This is a genomic window from Tardiphaga sp. P4_G1 (genome assembly GCF_056401215.1).
In genome coordinates, this window is the sequence record NZ_JBFUJU010000007.1 from 141,049 (window position 1) to 156,533 (window position 15,485).

Consider the following 15,485-nt stretch of genomic DNA (forward strand, 5'->3'; position numbering starts at 1 on the left):
ATCTCCCCTGAAATGCCCTTTGGCAGCCGATCACATGCAGGCGGCGATGCCAGTCTTGACCATCTCGAAAAATACGGCAGTACCGTAATGTGCCCACAGCCCGATGGCGCCCACCACAAGGAGCGCCACGAATGCCGCGGCCGATGCAACAATGACCGACGCAAGCCGTGACGGCCGCTCGGACGCGGGCATCGTGCTCTCGGGCGTCGATAAAGGCTGCACCATCAGACGATCTCAGAACGGCCAAGGCCCGAGATCATTCAGGAGCCTGCCATCCTAGTTCCAGATAGGCTGAGATGACGGCGCGGGCAAGCGCTCCCGGCGCCGCAGGGCATCACGTCATGCTGATGGAATAAAACCCAGATCGGCCTTTAGCTTTTTGTTCTGACGCGTTTTCTTGACGCGAACCGGCATCCACTTCGCTCGAAAACGCTCTAGCGCGCGCTGGAGGCGTGGGCGTCCATGTAACAGGGCTTGTACATGCCCATCAGCTGGCGGCCGCGCAGGAAGATCATCTGCGTCTTCAGTCCGCCGCGTTTGGAGATCCAGCGCCGGATCTGCGTCGGATACATCGAATACAACATCTGGGTGGCTTCCGGGTTGGTCACCGCGCGACCATTGGCACCCATGTCCCAGGCCGCATGAAAGCCGAGATTGGCATTGGAGGTGACGCAGATCCGGTCACGCGGAACCGCGCCGAGCACGATCGTACAGGCCGAGGCGCACAGGCCATCGATGATCACGGTTTCGCCGGAAGTGCGCAATCCCTGATATCTGTCGACATAGGTTCCGATCCGTCCGCCACGATCATCCGCGATCCGAACCACCGCGTGACTTGCCCCGACGCCCGCGAACAGCAAGACCGCCGCCAGCAAACCCGTAACGAACTTCATGTCCAGCCCCAAAACCTGTCGATCCCGAATCTGAGCGCCCTGGTGATGCAGGGCATGATCAGCGTGTTGCCAGATCGTGGCTTTGTCCAGACGAGCATGACGCTTCCAATGCGATTCAAATCGAGTGTTGCGCGCGGGATGCACCTCGTTCCCTCGCGGTATCAATCTGAAACAGCGCCGCCCTTCGCGCGCAATTTCCGTTGACCAAAGTTCCCGCGCCGACTTCAATCTCCATTAACAAAATGGGGGAAACAGTATGGCCGTTGATGCGGATGTCATCGTCGTCGGCGGCGGACTCGCGGGCCTTGTCGCGGCTACGGAAATTGCCGATGCCGGCAAGCGCGTTGTCGTGGTCGATCAGGAAGGCGAGCAGAATCTCGGCGGCCAGGCGTTCTGGTCGTTCGGCGGTTTGTTCTTCGTCGACTCTCCGGAACAGCGGCGCCTTGGCATCAAAGACTCTTATGACCTGGCGATGCAGGACTGGCAGGGCACGGCCGGTTTCGATCGTGATGAGGACCTCTGGCCACGGCGCTGGGCCGAAGCCTATGTCGCTTTCGCCGCCGGCGAGAAACGCGACTGGCTGCGCGCCATGGGCCACCGCGTGTTTCCCGTGGTCGGCTGGGCCGAGCGCGGCGGCTATGACGCGATGGGCCACGGCAATTCGGTTCCGCGCTTTCATGTCACCTGGGGCACTGGCCCCGGCATCGTCGAGCCGTTCGAGCGGCGTGCGCGCGAGGCACAGAAGAAGGGCCTGCTGAGCTTCAGGTTCCGCCATCGCGTCGATACGCTCAGCGTCACCAACGGAACTGTCGACGGCGTAAGCGGCGCGATTCTCGAACCATCCAACACCGAGCGCGGCGAAAGCAGTTCGCGCAACGTGATCGGCGACTTCTCGCTGCGTGCGCAAGCCGTGATCGTCGCCTCCGGCGGCATCGGCGGCAATCATGATCTGGTGCGGCAGAACTGGCCGAAGCGCCTCGGCGAACCGCCGAAGCGGATGATCTCCGGCGTGCCCGCCCATGTCGACGGTCGCATGATGGGCATCACGGAAGCCGCCGGTGCGCGGCTGATCAATCGCGATCGCATGTGGCACTATGTCGAGGGTATCGAGAACTGGAATCCGATCTGGCCGAAGCACGGCATCCGCATTCTGCCCGGCCCGTCGTCGATGTGGTTCGACGCCACCGGCAAGCGTCTGCCCGCGCCGCTGTTTCCCGGCTCCGATACGCTCGGCCAACTGCAATACATCCAGTCCACCGGCTATGATTATTCATGGTTCGTGCTGACGCAGGCGATCATCAAGAAAGAGTTTGCGCTCTCCGGCTCCGAGCAGAACCCGGACCTCACCGGCAAGAGCTGGCTGATGACCGCGCGCCGTGCCACCAACAAGGGCGCGCCGGCGCCGGTTGAAGCCTTCAAGGATCACGGCATCGACTTCGTGGTGCGCGACAATCTCGACGACCTCGTCAGCGCAATGAATGCACTGACCGGCGACAATCTGCTGAAGCTCGATGAGATCCGCATGCAGATCGAGGCGCGTGACCGCACCATGGCCAATCCCTACGTCAAGGATGCGCAGGTGATGAACATCCACAATGCGCGCAAATATATCGGCGACCGCCTGATCCGCACCGCGAAGCCGCATCGCATTCTCGATCCCGCGCAGGGCCCGCTGATCGCCGTGCGGCTGAACATCCTGACGCGCAAGACGCTAGGCGGTTTCGAGACCGATCTGGACTCGCGCGTATTCGGCAGCAACGGCCAGATCATGCCAGGGCTCTACGCGGTCGGCGAAGCTGCCGGCTTCGGCGGCGGCGGCATGCACGGCTATCGCTCGCTGGAAGGCACGTTTCTCGGCGGCTGTCTGTTCACAGGTCGGACGGCGGGACGATCGGCGGCGAAGGCGGTGGGGTGATCGCTTCGCCGGTCACAGCCATCCATTGCGCTTGAAGCGGGTATACAGGTAACCGCAGATCGCGGCGATGCCGCCCAGCACGACGTAATAGCCGTAAGCCCATTTCAGCTCCGGCATGTGTTCGAAATTCATGCCGTAGATTCCGGCAATCGCCGTCGGCACCGCCAGGATCGCCGCCCAGGCCGCAAGCCTGCGGGTAATTTCGGTTTGCTGCGACTGCCCTGACATCAGGCTGGCTTCAAAGGCAAAGGCCAGCACTTCGCGCAGCGAATCGATATCTTCTTCCGCGCGTTTGACGTGATCCAGCACGTCGCGGAACAGCGGCTTCATGTCATCGTCGATGAACAGGATATCTATATGTTCGAGGCGGTGACAGACATCGACCAGCGGTCCGACCGCGCGACGAAGGCGCAACAGCTCGCGGCGCAGCTTGTAGAGCCGCTCGAATTCGGCCCGCGTCAGCATGCGATGCAGGACGCCATCCTCGAGCTCGTCGATCTCGGACAGGATGGATTCGATGACAGGACGATAGTTGTCGACGATGAAATCCAGAATTGCGTAGAGGATGTAGTCTTCGCCGTGCGTCAGGTTTGTCGGGCAAGCCTCGCATCGCTCGCGGACAGACGCATAGGACGTCGAGGCGCCATGGCGCACGGACACGACGTAGCCTTTACCCAAGAAGATATGCGTCTCGCCGAAAGCAACCGTCTGATCGACCAGTTGCGCCGTTCGCGCGACGATGAAGAGCGCTTCGCCATATTGCTCGACCTTGGGGTGCTGATGCGATTTCAGCGCGTCCTCGATGGCGAGCGGATGCAGATCGAATTGCGCGCGCAGTTTCTCGAGCAGTTCAAGGGACGGTTCAAACAGTCCGATCCAGACGACATGGCCCGGCTTCTGCGCCCAGACGCCCGCCTCCTCGACGGGGATATCCGCAACACGGCGGCCATTGGCATAGACGCTGGAGGCGACAACACCGGGCACATTGCCGGCGGTTGCAGCTGAGAGGGGAAACGTCATGCAAGAACCTTGTGTTGTGCGAACAGCAACGGGCGCCTTTGAAGAACGGCTGGAATGCCAAACCGTTCAATCGCCATGCGGCACCGATCATCTGGAATGAATGAGGGGGCTGGAGCGGACGGAGGGAATCGAACCCTCGTATGCAGCTTGGGAAGCTGCCGTTCTACCATTGAACTACGCCCGCATCGTCGCGCCATCTGATCTAGCCGAGACCGGCCGATCCGCCAAGCGGATTGATGGCAGCCGGTTACAGTTCCTTGCGCCGCACACGCCCTCCGAAAGGTCACCGCTCAAAGATTCCAGATGACGGTTTCAATTCGCCTGCTAACATCGCCTTCGGGATGGCTGGGCACGGATACACAACCTTCGACACGTCGGTGGGCCGATGCGGTATCGCATGGGGCGATGCCGGCATTGTTGGCGTGCAATTGCCGGAAGCGCGCGAGATCGAGACCCGGCGCCGCCTGCTGCAGCAATTTCCCGATGCGCGCGAATTCCGGCCGCCGGCCGATGTCGACTACGCCATCGAGGGCATCGTTGCCCTGCTGCGCGGGCAAGCCGTCGACCTCGTCGATGTCCCCGTCGACATGCATGGCCTGCCGCTGTTCAATTGCCGCGTCTATGAGGCCATTCGGATGATCCCGCGCGGCGAGACCCGCACCCATGCGGAGATCGCGGCCAAGCTCGGCGCCAGCGGCGCTGTCTATTCGGTCGGGCAAGCCATCGCGCGCAATCCGTTTGCGATCCTCGTGCCATGCCACCGCGCATTGGCCGTTGCGGGCCAGACCAGCGGCTTTGCCGGCAATGGCGGCATCATCACCAAGTCGCGGCTGCTCTCGATCGAGGGCGCGCTGGCGGGCCGGACGACTACCCTGTTCGATGCCCTGCTGTCGGTTGCCCCACCGCGCCCGCAGGGCTAAATTCAGCCCATGCAGGCAACAACACTGTTCCAGAGCAACGCGATCACCGTCACGGACTATCGCTGTACGGCGGGTCCGGACGACCAGCCGTTTTCCGAACAGCACGCCGGCCATTCGCTCTCCTATGTTCGCAAGGGCAGTTTCGGCTGTCGCTGCCGCGGGCAATCGCACGAACTCATCGCCGGCGCGCTGCTGATCGGGCACCCCGGCGACGAATATACCTGCCATCACGAGCATCATGGCTCTGGCGACGAGTGCCTTTCATTCTCCTTCGCGCCTGAGCTGATCGACACCGTCGGCGACGCCAGGGACATCTGGCAGCAGGGCGCCATCGCGCCGCGCGCCGAATTGATGGTGCTGGGCGAGCTCGCGCAGGCCAGCGCAGGGGCGCACAGCGATCTCGGGCTCGATGAGATCGGTCATGTGTTTGCGGCGCGTTTTGTCGACGTCGTCTCGGGCGAGCCGCGCAGGCGTGTGAACGGCAATGCACGGGATCGCCGGCGCGCGGTCGAGGCCGCGCTGTGGATCGACGCCCATGCCAGCGAGGAGATCGATCTCGATGCGGCCGCCCGTCAGGCCGGATTGAGTCCGTTTCATTTCCTGCGCCTGTTCAGGAACGTGCTCGGCGTGACACCGCACCAGTATCTGGTGCGCGCGCGGCTACGGCGGGCTGCAAACCTGCTAGTCGAGAAAGACCGCGCCATCACCGACATCGCCTTCGATGTCGGCTTCGGCGATCTCTCGAATTTCGTGCGCAGCTTCCATCGCGCTGCCGGCATCTCGCCCCGCGCATTTCGACAGGCTTCCCGCGGCGACCGCAAGATTTTCCAAGAACGGTTGGCCGTGCACTGAGTAGCTTGCCGTACTGACCAACCGGGAGGTACAGCATGGCATCGATTCACAAAGAGATTTTCCTCGGCGCATCGGCCGACGATGTCTGGTCCGCACTGGCCGACTTCGGCGCGCTGCACACAAGGCTGGTGCCGGGCTTCGTCACCGACACAAAGCTGGACGGCGACGCGCGTATCGTGACGTTCGCCAATGGGTCCGTCGCACGCGAAAGACTGGTCACCTGCGACCACGACCGGCAGCGCCTCGTCTATGCCATCGTCAGCGAACGTATCAGCCAGCACAGCGCGTCAGCGCAGGTGTTTGCCGGTGGCGATGCGCGCTGCCGGTTTGTCTGGACGGCCGACGTGCTGCCGAATGAAATCGCGCCCTATATGAGCAGCCAGATGGATCTGGGCCTCGCGGCGATGCAGACCCAATTCGGGAAAGTGGCGCGGTGACTGCATCGTTTCTCGATGCGCTCGCAGCGGACGGTCCTGCCCCGGATCGCATCGGCCAGATGGATCTCTATGGCTGGCTGATCGGCGCCTGGGAGCTCGATGTGGTCAGGTATATGCCGGACGGCGGAGAGCGCCGGCGCAAGGGCGAATGGCATTTCGGCTGGGTGCTGGAAGGCCGCGCCATCCAGGATGTCTGGATCGTGCCGCCGCGCGGCCAGTTGCGCGACGGCGACGCCGCAGCGAATGCCTACTCGTATGGAAGCACGCTGCGGATCTACGACCCACGCATCGATGCGTGGCAGATCCAGTGGACCGATCCGGTGATGCAGAATTTTCTCACCATGACCGGCCGCAAACAGGGCAACGACATCGTCCAGCTCGGCCGCGACAATGACGGACGCCCGATCCGCTGGAGCTTCTCGCAGATCACGCCGCGCTCGTTTCTATGGCGCGGCGAGACCTCGCATGACGACGGCGCGACGTGGCAGCGCGATGTGGAATTTACCGCGACGCGCGTCGGCTAGAAACTGCTCAGACGAGTTCCGGCCGGATCTCGGGCACGGGGCCAGCCTTCGGTCCCCACGACGTCAGCAGTACGCTGAGTGCCGACAGCACGCCGAGCAGCACCATGGACGCAGCCGCGAGCCAGAAGAAGCTTGTGGCCGAGGCATCGATCGACAGCAGCCACCAGCCTCCAACGCTGACGAAGACCAGCCGCGCGGTTTGCGCTAGCACCGGGCCGAGCACCTTGGCGGCGCCCTGCGAGGCAAAATAGGCCACCGTGGACAGCCCCAGAAAGGCATACATTGGCGCACAGGTGGCCAGATAGGTCCGGCTTGCCGCGCGCACACCGGCATCATTGGTGAACATATTGACCCAGGCATCGGGGAAGATCGCGATCAGCGTGCCGAGCAGACCGACAACACCGAAGGCGATCACGCTGCCAGTCCAGGTCACGCGGCGCGCACGCGCGATGCGGCCAGCGCCGATTGCCATGCCGACGATCGGCACCGAGGCGATACCCACCGCGAAAGCCAGCGTGCTCAGCATGAATTCGAGCCGCGCGCCGATGCCGTAGCCGGCCAGCACCGCGGTGCCGTATTGCGCCAGCATATGGGTAAAAATCAGGAGAGTCAGAACGCCCTGTAGCGGATTGAAACAGGCGATGGCACCCACTTTCAGAATATCGAAGAACATTCCGCGCTGAATGCGGAAGCCCTTGATCTGAGGCCGGACTCGCGCACGACCGGAAAAGACATACCAGCCCATGACGCCTGTGCCGATCGTGAATGCAATCAGCGTGCCCGCCGCGACGCCGGGCATGCCGAATTGCGGGATCGGACCGAAGCCGAGGCCCAGCACGCCACCGAGAACCACCTGCAAGGCGGCCCCCGCCATCTGCATGGCGGAGGGCATCTTCATGTTGCCGGTGCCGCGCAGGATCGCCGCGAAGGTATTCAGCAGCCACGGGATCACGCCACCAGCGAAGAAGACGGTGATGTAGCCCTGCGCCTGGCTCAGCACATTGCCGCGGCCACCAAGCAGTTGCAGCAGCATGGAGCCGAAGGTCAGCATGCCGACCGTGAAGGTGAGGCCGAAGCAGATGGCGATCAGCAGCGCATGGCCCGCCAGCGTATCGGCGCGCGCGCGGTCGCCGGCGCCGAGCGCGCGCGCGATGGCCGAGGATACGCCACCGCCCATGGCGCCGCCGGACATGGTCATGGTCAGCATCACGAAGGGAAACACCAGCGCCATCGCCGCCAATGCTTCGGTGCCGAGCCGGCCGACATAGGTGGTCTCGAAAATAACGACGACGGCGCCTGCCGTCAGCGCGATGACATTGGGCCAAGCCAGCCGCAGGATGGTCGGCAGAATGGGATGATCCAGCAGGACATTTTTGGCCGGCGCCTTCAGGCTCGGAAGCGGCTGCTTGTCGGCATCGACCAATCGGGGTTCGGCGACGACAGCGTCGGACATGCATTCTCCCTGAGCTTCCGGTCTTGCCTGCCGGACACCCCGTTCCTAGCACCGATCACGGACAATGCCATGCGCGACGCACGCATGGGGGATGCTCGATTTGCACTGCAGTATCAAGGGCTCGAGGCGCTAGCCGATCGACCAGATGAACGGCAGCGCACCACCTCGTGCCGGCGTCATCGTGACGGGTATGTTGCGACCGCATCCGGCGGCGAGGCCCTCGACCAACCCCTGCAAGGCCCTCGCGCAGGCGGCATTGTTGTCGGCGACGCCGTCCATCAATTTCCAGCTCTGCTGCCGGATCTCGAACTGGCCCTCGGACTTGCTGATCTCCACGACATCGTCCTGCGCCGCGAACAAGGTGCCCAAAAATTCTGCGAAGACCTTGGCGTCGCCACGCTGTAAGCCGAAGCCCGCGGAGACCTCGTCGAAATACTGCATGCCGATCAGCTTGCCGGTGAGATGCAGCAAATAGCCGGCATCGACCGGACCGAACAGTTGAACCGCCACAGGCGCTGCGGTCCGTACATATTCCATGGCATAGTTGCGATAGGCCTTTTCCAGCCGGGCTTTCGGCCAGCTATCCACCGGCAGCGCGGGTGCCTTCGCGGAATCGAACAGCGGCGCTTCCAAATGGCGCGCGAACACCAGACGCTGATCGATATCCAAATCATGGTCGTATTCGCAGTAATAGCCTTCGAGCCCATCCTGGCCATCGACGCTCTGCTTGGTACAGACGAAACCCACGCGGGGATTGCCGAGCGAGACGCCGTTGTTGGCGTGCCAGCCGCGCAGCATCGCGCGGGAGACTTCGCCGGGCACGCCGCAGATTGCCGTGCCGCGCCAGATCCAGCGCGGCGGCGGATAGCGGATCCAGGCCTTGCGGTCACTCTCAACCATGTACTCGACTGACACGCCGCCGATCCAGTTCGAGAGATAGTGATACTGGGCCGCAGCGACCGCGGGTGGCAGGCCGGACAGACCAAGCTTCACGAGTCCCGGCAGAAATCGCTCCTGCTGCTGCCGGCGGAAGATCCGAAACATGAACTCGGCGGCGTCTGCCGTGCCGCGGCGCGTGACCGTGGTCAGAATCAGGCCGGTGAAATAGGCGTGATAGAGATCGGCGACGCTACGCCAGCGCGTCCAGGTGGCTTCGTCGCTCGTATTTGTCGGTCCGGTCATCGTTTCTTCCCTGATTGTTGGGAAGGACCATAGCCGCGCATCACCCCGGCTTCATATGAAATTCATGCAGGGAGGTCGAACGTTCCTGCATCGCGCGCATTTTATGTTCTCAGCCACAAGGACATTCCATGCGCCAGAAATTCCTGCTTTCCGCCTGTCTCGTCGCCCTGGCGCTGCCACTGGTCGGATGCAACGAACAATCCACCATCGCATCAGGCGAGGATTTCGGACCGTCGCCGAAGCTTGTCGAGCCCAACAAGTCGCTTATTCCAACAGTCAATGTCTCCAAGGCGGTCGGCTGGCCAGAGGGTGCCAAGCCGAAGGCTGCGGACGGCATGACGGTCAGCGCTTTTGCGCGCGGGCTCGATCATCCACGTACGGTCTATGTGTTGCCCAATGGCGACGTGCTGGTGGCAGAAAGCAACGCTCCGCCGAAGCCGGAAGACGGCAAGGGCATCAAGGGCTGGGTCATGAAACTGGTGATGGGCCATGCTGGCGCGGGCATACCGACGGCAAATCGTATTTCGCTGCTGCGTGACGCGGACGGCGACGGCGTATCCGATACGAAGACAGCGTTTCTCGAAGGGCTCAACTCACCCTTCGGCATGGTGCTGGTGGGCGACGAATTCTTCGTCGCCAATGCCGATGCCGTGGTGAAGTTTCCCTACAGGACCAATGATACCAGGATCACAACGCCTGCCGTGAAGGTGGCTGACCTGCCCGGCGGCCCGATCAATCACCACTGGACCAAGGATCTCACGGCGAGTCCCGACGGCACGAAACTCTATGCAACCGTCGGCTCCAACAGCAATGTCGGTGAGAACGGCATGGAGGCCGAGAAAGACCGCGCCGCGGTGATCGAGATCGACCGCGCGACCGGCGCCTCACGCGTCTTCGCATCCGGCCTGCGCAACCCCAACGGCCCGTCGTGGCAGCCGCAAAGCGGCGCGCTCTGGGTCACCGTCAACGAGCGCGACGAGATCGGCAGCGACCTTGTGCCAGATTACATGACCTCGGTGAAGGATGGCGGCTTCTATGGCTGGCCCTACAGCTATTACGGCCAGCATGTCGATGTCCGCGTGCAGCCGCCGCGCCCTGACATGGTGGCCAAAGCCATCGCGCCGGATTACGCGCTCGGTGCGCATACCGCATCACTCGGGCTGACCTTCAACACCGGCGATCTCTTCCCCGCCAACATGAAGAACGGCGCTTTCATCGGCCAGCACGGCTCGTGGAATCGGCGCCCGCAAAGCGGCTACAAGGTGATCTTCGTGCCCTTCATCGACGGCAAGCCATCGGGCAAGCCGCAGGATGTGCTCACCGGCTTCCTCAATGACAGCGGTGAAGCGCAGGGACGCCCGGTCGGCGTGCGCATCGACAGCAAGGGCGCGTTGCTGGTGGCTGACGATGTTGGCAATACGATCTGGCGTGTGACGCCATCGGGCGCGAAGGCGGCAGCGTTGAAGTGATACCAGAGACCTGACGAAGCTCCGTCATGGCCGGGCAGCGCGAAGCGAGGGCTTCACTGGATGTCCCGGCCATCCACGTCTTCCTGAGTTTATGGCCGAGACGTGGATGCCAGGCACGAGGCCGGGCATGACGAGTTTTTATTACTTCGCCTATCCCACTTGAAATTCTTCACGTCACCGGCGCGGGGTTGAACAGTACCAGATCGTTGTGCAGTCCCCACTTGTCCGCCCAGACCTGCTTGCGGCCGCTGGCGACGTCGAGGATCAGCTGGAACAGCTCCCAGCCGGCTTCCTCGATGGTCACCTCGCCTGACGCAATGCGGCCGGCGTCGAAATCGATCAGGTCCGACCAGCGCTTCGCCAGTTCGGTCCGCGTCGAGACCTTGATGACCGGTGCCTGCGCCAGCCCATAGGGCGTGCCTCGTCCGGTGGTGAAGATCTGCATCTGCATGCCGGCGGCAAGCTGCAGCGTGCCGCAAACGAAATCGCTGGCTGGCGTCGCTGCAAACAGCAGTCCCTTCGTCGTCGCGCGTTCGCCAGGGCCGATCACGCCACTGATCGCGCTCGAACCGGACTTGACGATCGAGCCCAATGACTTTTCGACGATATTGGCGAGGCCGCCCTTCTTGTTGCCGGGCGTCGTATTGGCGCTGCGATCGGCGCCGCCGCGTGCCAGATAGGAGTCGTACCAATCCATCTCGCGTATCAGCGCACGGCCGACGTCCTCGTTGACCGCACGGCGCGTCAACAATTCGATGGCGTCACGGACTTCGGTGACTTCGGAGAACATCACCGTTGCGCCGGCGCGCACCAGCAGATCACTGGCGAAGCCGAGCGCCGGATTGGCGGTCACGCCGGAAAACGCGTCGCTGCCTCCGCATTGCAGGCCGATTACGAGATCGGAGGCCGGGCAGGTCTCACGCTTGCGCTGGTTCAGGATTTTCAGCCGCGCCTCGGCCATGGTGATGATCGTATCCACCATGTCGCCAAAGCTCTGATTGCTCTCATCCTGAAGGCGCATCATGCTGCCGGGATCGTCCTTCGGCAACAATCGCTCCGGTGCGAGCTTCTCGCAGCCGAGGCCGACCACCATCACCTCGCCGCCAAAATTGGGATTGCGCGCGATGTTCTGCAGCGTGCGGATCGGGATATAGGCATCCGGCGCATTGATCGCGACACCACAGCCATAGCCGTGGGTGACAGCGACGACGTCATCGACATTCGGATAGCGCGGCAGCAATTCCGCCTTGATCCGCTTCAGCGCGAATTCCAGCGTGCCGGCGACGCATTGCACCGAGGTGCTGATGGCGAGAATATTCTTTACGCCGACGGAGCCGTCGCGATTGCGAAACCCTTCGAATGTGTAATCGTTCAGCGGCGGCTGTGGCTCCGGAACTGCGTTGGCGATCTCAAGGCTGTCGAGATCCGGCGCATCGGGCATATGGATGCGCGCCTCTTCGACCCACTCGCCGGCAGAAATCATATCCAGCGCATAACCGATGATCTCGCCGTAACGGATGATGGGCGCATCCTTTGCGATATCTTGCAGCGCCACCTTGTGCCCCTGCGGCACGAAATTGCGCAGCTCCAGACCGTCGGTCATCCTGGTGCCTGCAGGCAGGCCAAAGTCATTGACGATGATGGCGACATTGTCGCGCGCATTCAGTTTGATGTAGCGCGGCGCATATGCATCTGCTGCCAGCGTGGTGGCCATCGCCTTGTCCTTCCCAAATCTGCCGGCATTCGCGCCGGTCTCGTAGCAGAGCAGTAGCACAAAAGATGGCGGTGTCGCGCACTTGACCGGCACGCTCTGCAGCCCGAATGATGATCTTGAAATGGGCCGGCGCGCCCGAATTCATGCAGAAATGGGATCAACGTGCGTCTTTTCGTCTTCGGGCTCGGCTACAGCGCAAACCGGTTCATCGCCCGGCATGGCGGTCCATTTACCGGGATTGCCGGTACCGTCCGCACGGCCGGCAAATCGGCGGCCTTGGCGCCAGCCCGCGATATCGAGACGCTGGTCTTCAACCCGGACGTCGCCGACCCCCGCATTGCCGATCGCCTCGCAGATGCCGATCTGCTGCTCGTCTCGATCCCGCCCGGTGCAGATGGCGATCCCGTGTTGCAAGCCTTCGGCGCGCGGATCGCCGCCAGCGGCGTCCGGCGCATCGTCTATCTCTCCAGCGTCGGGGTTTACGGCGATCATCAGGGCGCCTGGATCGACGAAACCGCCCCGGTCTCCGGCGAGGGCCGACGCAAGGCACGTATCGATGCCGAAGACGCATGGCGCGCCGTGGCCGGCGATCGCACGACAATCCTGCGCATCGCCGGCATCTACGGTCCCGGCCGCAATGCGCTGGAGAATCTCAAAACCGGCAAGGCCCATCGCATCGTCAAGCCGGGCCAGGTGTTCAACCGCATCCATGTGGATGATATCGCGACGGCCATCGCGGCTGCATTCGAACATCCGCAGACCGGCATCTGGAATCTGTGCGACGACGAGCCCGCGCCGCCGCAGGACGTCGTGACATTCGCCGCTTCGCTGATGGGAATCGCGCCGCCGCCCGAGCAGAATTTCGATGACGCCGAGATGAGCCCGATGGCGCGCAGCTTCTATGCCAGCAACAACCGCATCTCGAATGCGCGGCTGAAACTCGAGCTCGGCGTGAAGCTCGCGTTTCCGACCTATCGCGAAGGCCTCACGGCGTTGTGGGAACAACGCGAGGTCTAGGCAGCGAGTGATCTGCGGACTACCGGCCGGTCATCGCCTCCAGCCTGTCCGGATAGCGGTTGCCCTGCACCGTGATCTTCGCAGCAGCATGGTCGATATCCCGCAGATCGTCGGCTGTCAGCTCAACGTCTGCTGCACCGAGATTTTCCTCAAGCCGATGCAGTTTCGTCGTGCCCGGGATCGGCATGATCCACGGTTTCTGGGCCAGCAGCCATGCCAATGCGATCTGCGCCGGCGTCGCCTGCTTCCGTCCGGCAATCTCGCCGAGCAAATCGACCAGTGCCTGATTGGCCTTGCGCGCTTCGGGTGTGAAGCGCGGCAGAATGTTGCGGAAGTCACCGCTGTCAAGCGTCGTGCTCTCATTCATGGCACCGGTGAGAAAGCCCTTGCCGAGCGGGCTGTAGGGCACGAAGCCGATCCCGAGTTCTTCGAGCGTCGGCAACACTTCCTTCTCGGGGCCCCGCGTCCACAGCGAATATTCGCTCTGGATTGCAGTGATCGGCTGTACGGCATGGGCGCGGCGAATTGTCGTCACACCCGGCTCGGACAGGCCGAAATGCTTCACCTTGCCCTCAGTGATCAGGTCCTTCACCGCGCCGGCCACGTCCTCGATCGGCACGTCGGGATCGACGCGATGCTGGTAGAACAGATCGATGGCATCGATCTTCAAGCGCGTGAGCGATGCTTCGGCGACCTCACGAATATGTGCGGGGCGGCTGTCGAGACCGACCTGCTGACCGGTGGCGGGATCGAGCCTGAAGCCGAATTTGGTGGCGATAACGACCTGATCGCGGAGCGGCGCGAGCGCCGCGCCGACGAGTTCTTCATTGGTGAACGGGCCATAGACTTCGGCGGTATCGAAGAAGGTGACACCGCGTTCGACCGCCGCGCGGATAAGCGCGGTCATTTCCGTTGTGTCGGCCGGAGGCCCGTAGCCGAAGCTCATGCCCATACAACCGAGACCGATGGCCGAGACTTCCAGTCCGCTGCGGCCGAGTTTGCGTGTCTTCATGTCAGATCTCCTGTGCCATCCGGCGAATGAGCGGCTCCCGCGCTGGTGGGATGTTGCCGCCGACCTGCGACATCTGGAGACCGTGCGCCCATGAGACTAGATGATATAATCTGCACGCACTTATCAGCCGGATTCATGAATGGCCCGCCAGACAATCGACGACCTCCTCGCCTTCTTTGCCGTCGCGAAAGAGGCGAGCTTTACGCGCGCGGCCGCCAAACTCGGCGTCTCTCAATCCGCGCTCAGCCACACCATCCGCGGTCTCGAAGAACGGCTCGGACTGCGGCTATTGACCCGAACGACCCGCAGCGTCGCGCCGACCGAAGCCGGCGAACGCCTGATCCGGACGATCGGCCCCAAGCTGGAAGAGATCGACGCCGAACTCGCGGCGGTCACGGAGCTGCGCGAGAAGCCGGCCGGCACCATCCGCATCACCACCGGCGAGCATTCCGCCGAGACGATCATCTGGCCCGCCCTCGCCAAGCTGCTGCCGCGCTATCCCGACATCAAGGCCGAACTCGTCGTCGATTACGGCCTCATCGATATCGTTGCGGAACGCTACGACGCGGGCGTTCGCCTGGGCGAACAGGTCGCAAAAGACATGATCGCCGTCCGCATCGGACCGGACTTTCGCATGGTCGTGGTCGGCGCACCGTCCTATTTCGCCAAACGACCGCTGCCGAAACGCCCGCAGGACCTCACCGCGCATGACTGCATCAATATCCGTCTGCCGACCATGGGTGGCCTCTATGCGTGGGAGTTCGAGAAGCGTGGGCGCGCCTTGAAAGTGCGTGTCGATGGCCAGATCGTGTTCAACAACATGTCGCTGCGCCACAAGGCGGTGCTGAACGGACTGGGGCTGGCCTATTTGCCGGAGGATCGCGTGCGCGATCACATTGCCTCAGGCCGGCTTGTTCAAGTGCTTGACGATTGGTGCCAACCGTTCTCGGGTTATCACCTTTATTATCCGAGCCGCCGACAACCGACATCCGCATTCGCGGCGCTGGTTGAAGCGTTGCGTTACCGTGGCTGATCAACGGTTGTCGTGTTCCAGCGCCTCAATCCGAACGTGATTGA

At 62.8% G+C, this 15,485-nt stretch carries 15 protein-coding genes and 1 tRNA gene; 8 read left to right on the forward strand and 8 right to left on the reverse strand.

Going from position 1 to position 15,485, the window contains the following annotated elements; all coding sequences use genetic code 11:
• Positions 1-30: 30 nt before the first annotated feature.
• Together AC1DUY_RS18175 and AC1DUY_RS18180 are read right to left on the reverse strand one after the other, a co-directional pair.
• Positions 31-225, reverse strand: a complete 195-nt coding sequence (locus AC1DUY_RS18175) for a hypothetical protein (RefSeq protein ID WP_478116041.1) — start codon at positions 223-225, stop codon at positions 31-33.
• A 209-nt stretch (positions 226-434) separates the two neighbouring features.
• On the reverse strand, positions 435-893 hold the full coding sequence (locus AC1DUY_RS18180; RefSeq protein ID WP_089266785.1) for a Clp protease/crotonase-like domain-containing protein: 459 nt from the start codon (positions 891-893) through the stop codon (positions 435-437).
• 256 nt (positions 894-1,149) lie between these two features.
• Between AC1DUY_RS18180 and AC1DUY_RS18185 the strand changes: the two genes are divergently transcribed.
• Complete coding sequence (locus AC1DUY_RS18185; protein WP_478116043.1) at positions 1,150-2,808, forward strand: FAD-binding dehydrogenase; 1,659 nt, start codon at positions 1,150-1,152, stop codon at positions 2,806-2,808.
• 12 nt (positions 2,809-2,820) lie between these two features.
• Here AC1DUY_RS18185 and corA read toward each other — a convergent pair whose 3' ends face one another.
• The gene (gene corA, locus AC1DUY_RS18190; protein ID WP_089266783.1) at positions 2,821-3,828 is read right to left on the reverse strand and encodes a magnesium/cobalt transporter CorA; all 1,008 of its coding nucleotides are present in this window, start codon (positions 3,826-3,828) and stop codon (positions 2,821-2,823) included.
• 110 nt (positions 3,829-3,938) lie between these two features.
• Positions 3,939-4,012, reverse strand: a tRNA-Gly gene (locus AC1DUY_RS18195).
• 157 nt (positions 4,013-4,169) lie between these two features.
• Here AC1DUY_RS18195 and AC1DUY_RS18200 point away from each other — a divergent pair.
• Genes AC1DUY_RS18200 through AC1DUY_RS18215 form a run of 4 tightly spaced genes read left to right on the forward strand, consistent with a single transcriptional unit; the run spans position 4,170 to position 6,561 of the window.
• Positions 4,170-4,748 (forward strand): methylated-DNA--[protein]-cysteine S-methyltransferase, encoded by a 579-nt coding sequence (locus AC1DUY_RS18200; protein WP_478116046.1) that lies wholly within the window; start codon positions 4,170-4,172, stop codon positions 4,746-4,748.
• A 9-nt stretch (positions 4,749-4,757) separates the two neighbouring features.
• Positions 4,758-5,600: a helix-turn-helix domain-containing protein gene (locus tag AC1DUY_RS18205; RefSeq protein ID WP_478116048.1), complete on the forward strand. Its 843-nt coding sequence runs from the start codon at positions 4,758-4,760 to the stop codon at positions 5,598-5,600.
• Positions 5,601-5,635: 35 nt separating this feature from the next.
• On the forward strand, positions 5,636-6,037 hold the full coding sequence (locus tag AC1DUY_RS18210) for an SRPBCC family protein (RefSeq protein ID WP_478116050.1): 402 nt from the start codon (positions 5,636-5,638) through the stop codon (positions 6,035-6,037).
• A complete protein-coding gene (locus AC1DUY_RS18215) occupies positions 6,034-6,561 on the forward strand; it encodes a hypothetical protein (RefSeq protein WP_478116052.1) in 528 nt (175 codons plus the stop codon). Before AC1DUY_RS18210 ends, AC1DUY_RS18215 begins: the two co-directional genes overlap by 4 nt.
• A 7-nt stretch (positions 6,562-6,568) precedes the next feature.
• Here AC1DUY_RS18215 and AC1DUY_RS18220 read toward each other — a convergent pair whose 3' ends face one another.
• Together AC1DUY_RS18220 and AC1DUY_RS18225 are read right to left on the reverse strand one after the other, a co-directional pair.
• Positions 6,569-8,014, reverse strand: coding sequence for an MATE family efflux transporter (locus AC1DUY_RS18220; protein WP_478116054.1), 1,446 nt, complete (start codon positions 8,012-8,014; stop codon positions 6,569-6,571).
• 129 nt (positions 8,015-8,143) lie between these two features.
• Entirely contained in the window at positions 8,144-9,196 is a 1,053-nt protein-coding gene (locus tag AC1DUY_RS18225) for a hypothetical protein (RefSeq protein ID WP_478116056.1), read from the reverse strand.
• Between the two features lie 128 nt (positions 9,197-9,324).
• Between AC1DUY_RS18225 and AC1DUY_RS18230 the strand changes: the two genes are divergently transcribed.
• Positions 9,325-10,665 (forward strand): PQQ-dependent sugar dehydrogenase, encoded by a 1,341-nt coding sequence (locus AC1DUY_RS18230; RefSeq protein WP_478116058.1) that lies wholly within the window; start codon positions 9,325-9,327, stop codon positions 10,663-10,665.
• A gap of 169 nt (positions 10,666-10,834) precedes the next feature.
• Here the strand turns inward: AC1DUY_RS18230 and garD are convergent, their stop codons facing one another.
• On the reverse strand, positions 10,835-12,379 hold the full coding sequence (gene garD / locus AC1DUY_RS18235; protein ID WP_478116059.1) for a galactarate dehydratase: 1,545 nt from the start codon (positions 12,377-12,379) through the stop codon (positions 10,835-10,837).
• A 162-nt stretch (positions 12,380-12,541) separates the two neighbouring features.
• Between garD and AC1DUY_RS18240 the strand changes: the two genes are divergently transcribed.
• Positions 12,542-13,396 (forward strand): NAD-dependent epimerase/dehydratase family protein, encoded by an 855-nt coding sequence (locus AC1DUY_RS18240; protein WP_478116061.1) that lies wholly within the window; start codon positions 12,542-12,544, stop codon positions 13,394-13,396.
• Between the two features lie 19 nt (positions 13,397-13,415).
• Here AC1DUY_RS18240 and AC1DUY_RS18245 read toward each other — a convergent pair whose 3' ends face one another.
• On the reverse strand, positions 13,416-14,408 hold the full coding sequence (locus AC1DUY_RS18245; RefSeq protein WP_478116063.1) for an aldo/keto reductase: 993 nt from the start codon (positions 14,406-14,408) through the stop codon (positions 13,416-13,418).
• Positions 14,409-14,547: 139 nt separating this feature from the next.
• On the opposite strand from AC1DUY_RS18245, the gene AC1DUY_RS18250 reads away from it, so the two are divergent.
• Positions 14,548-15,441: a LysR family transcriptional regulator gene (locus AC1DUY_RS18250; RefSeq protein ID WP_089266774.1), complete on the forward strand. Its 894-nt coding sequence runs from the start codon at positions 14,548-14,550 to the stop codon at positions 15,439-15,441.
• The last annotated feature ends 44 nt before the right edge of the window (positions 15,442-15,485 follow it).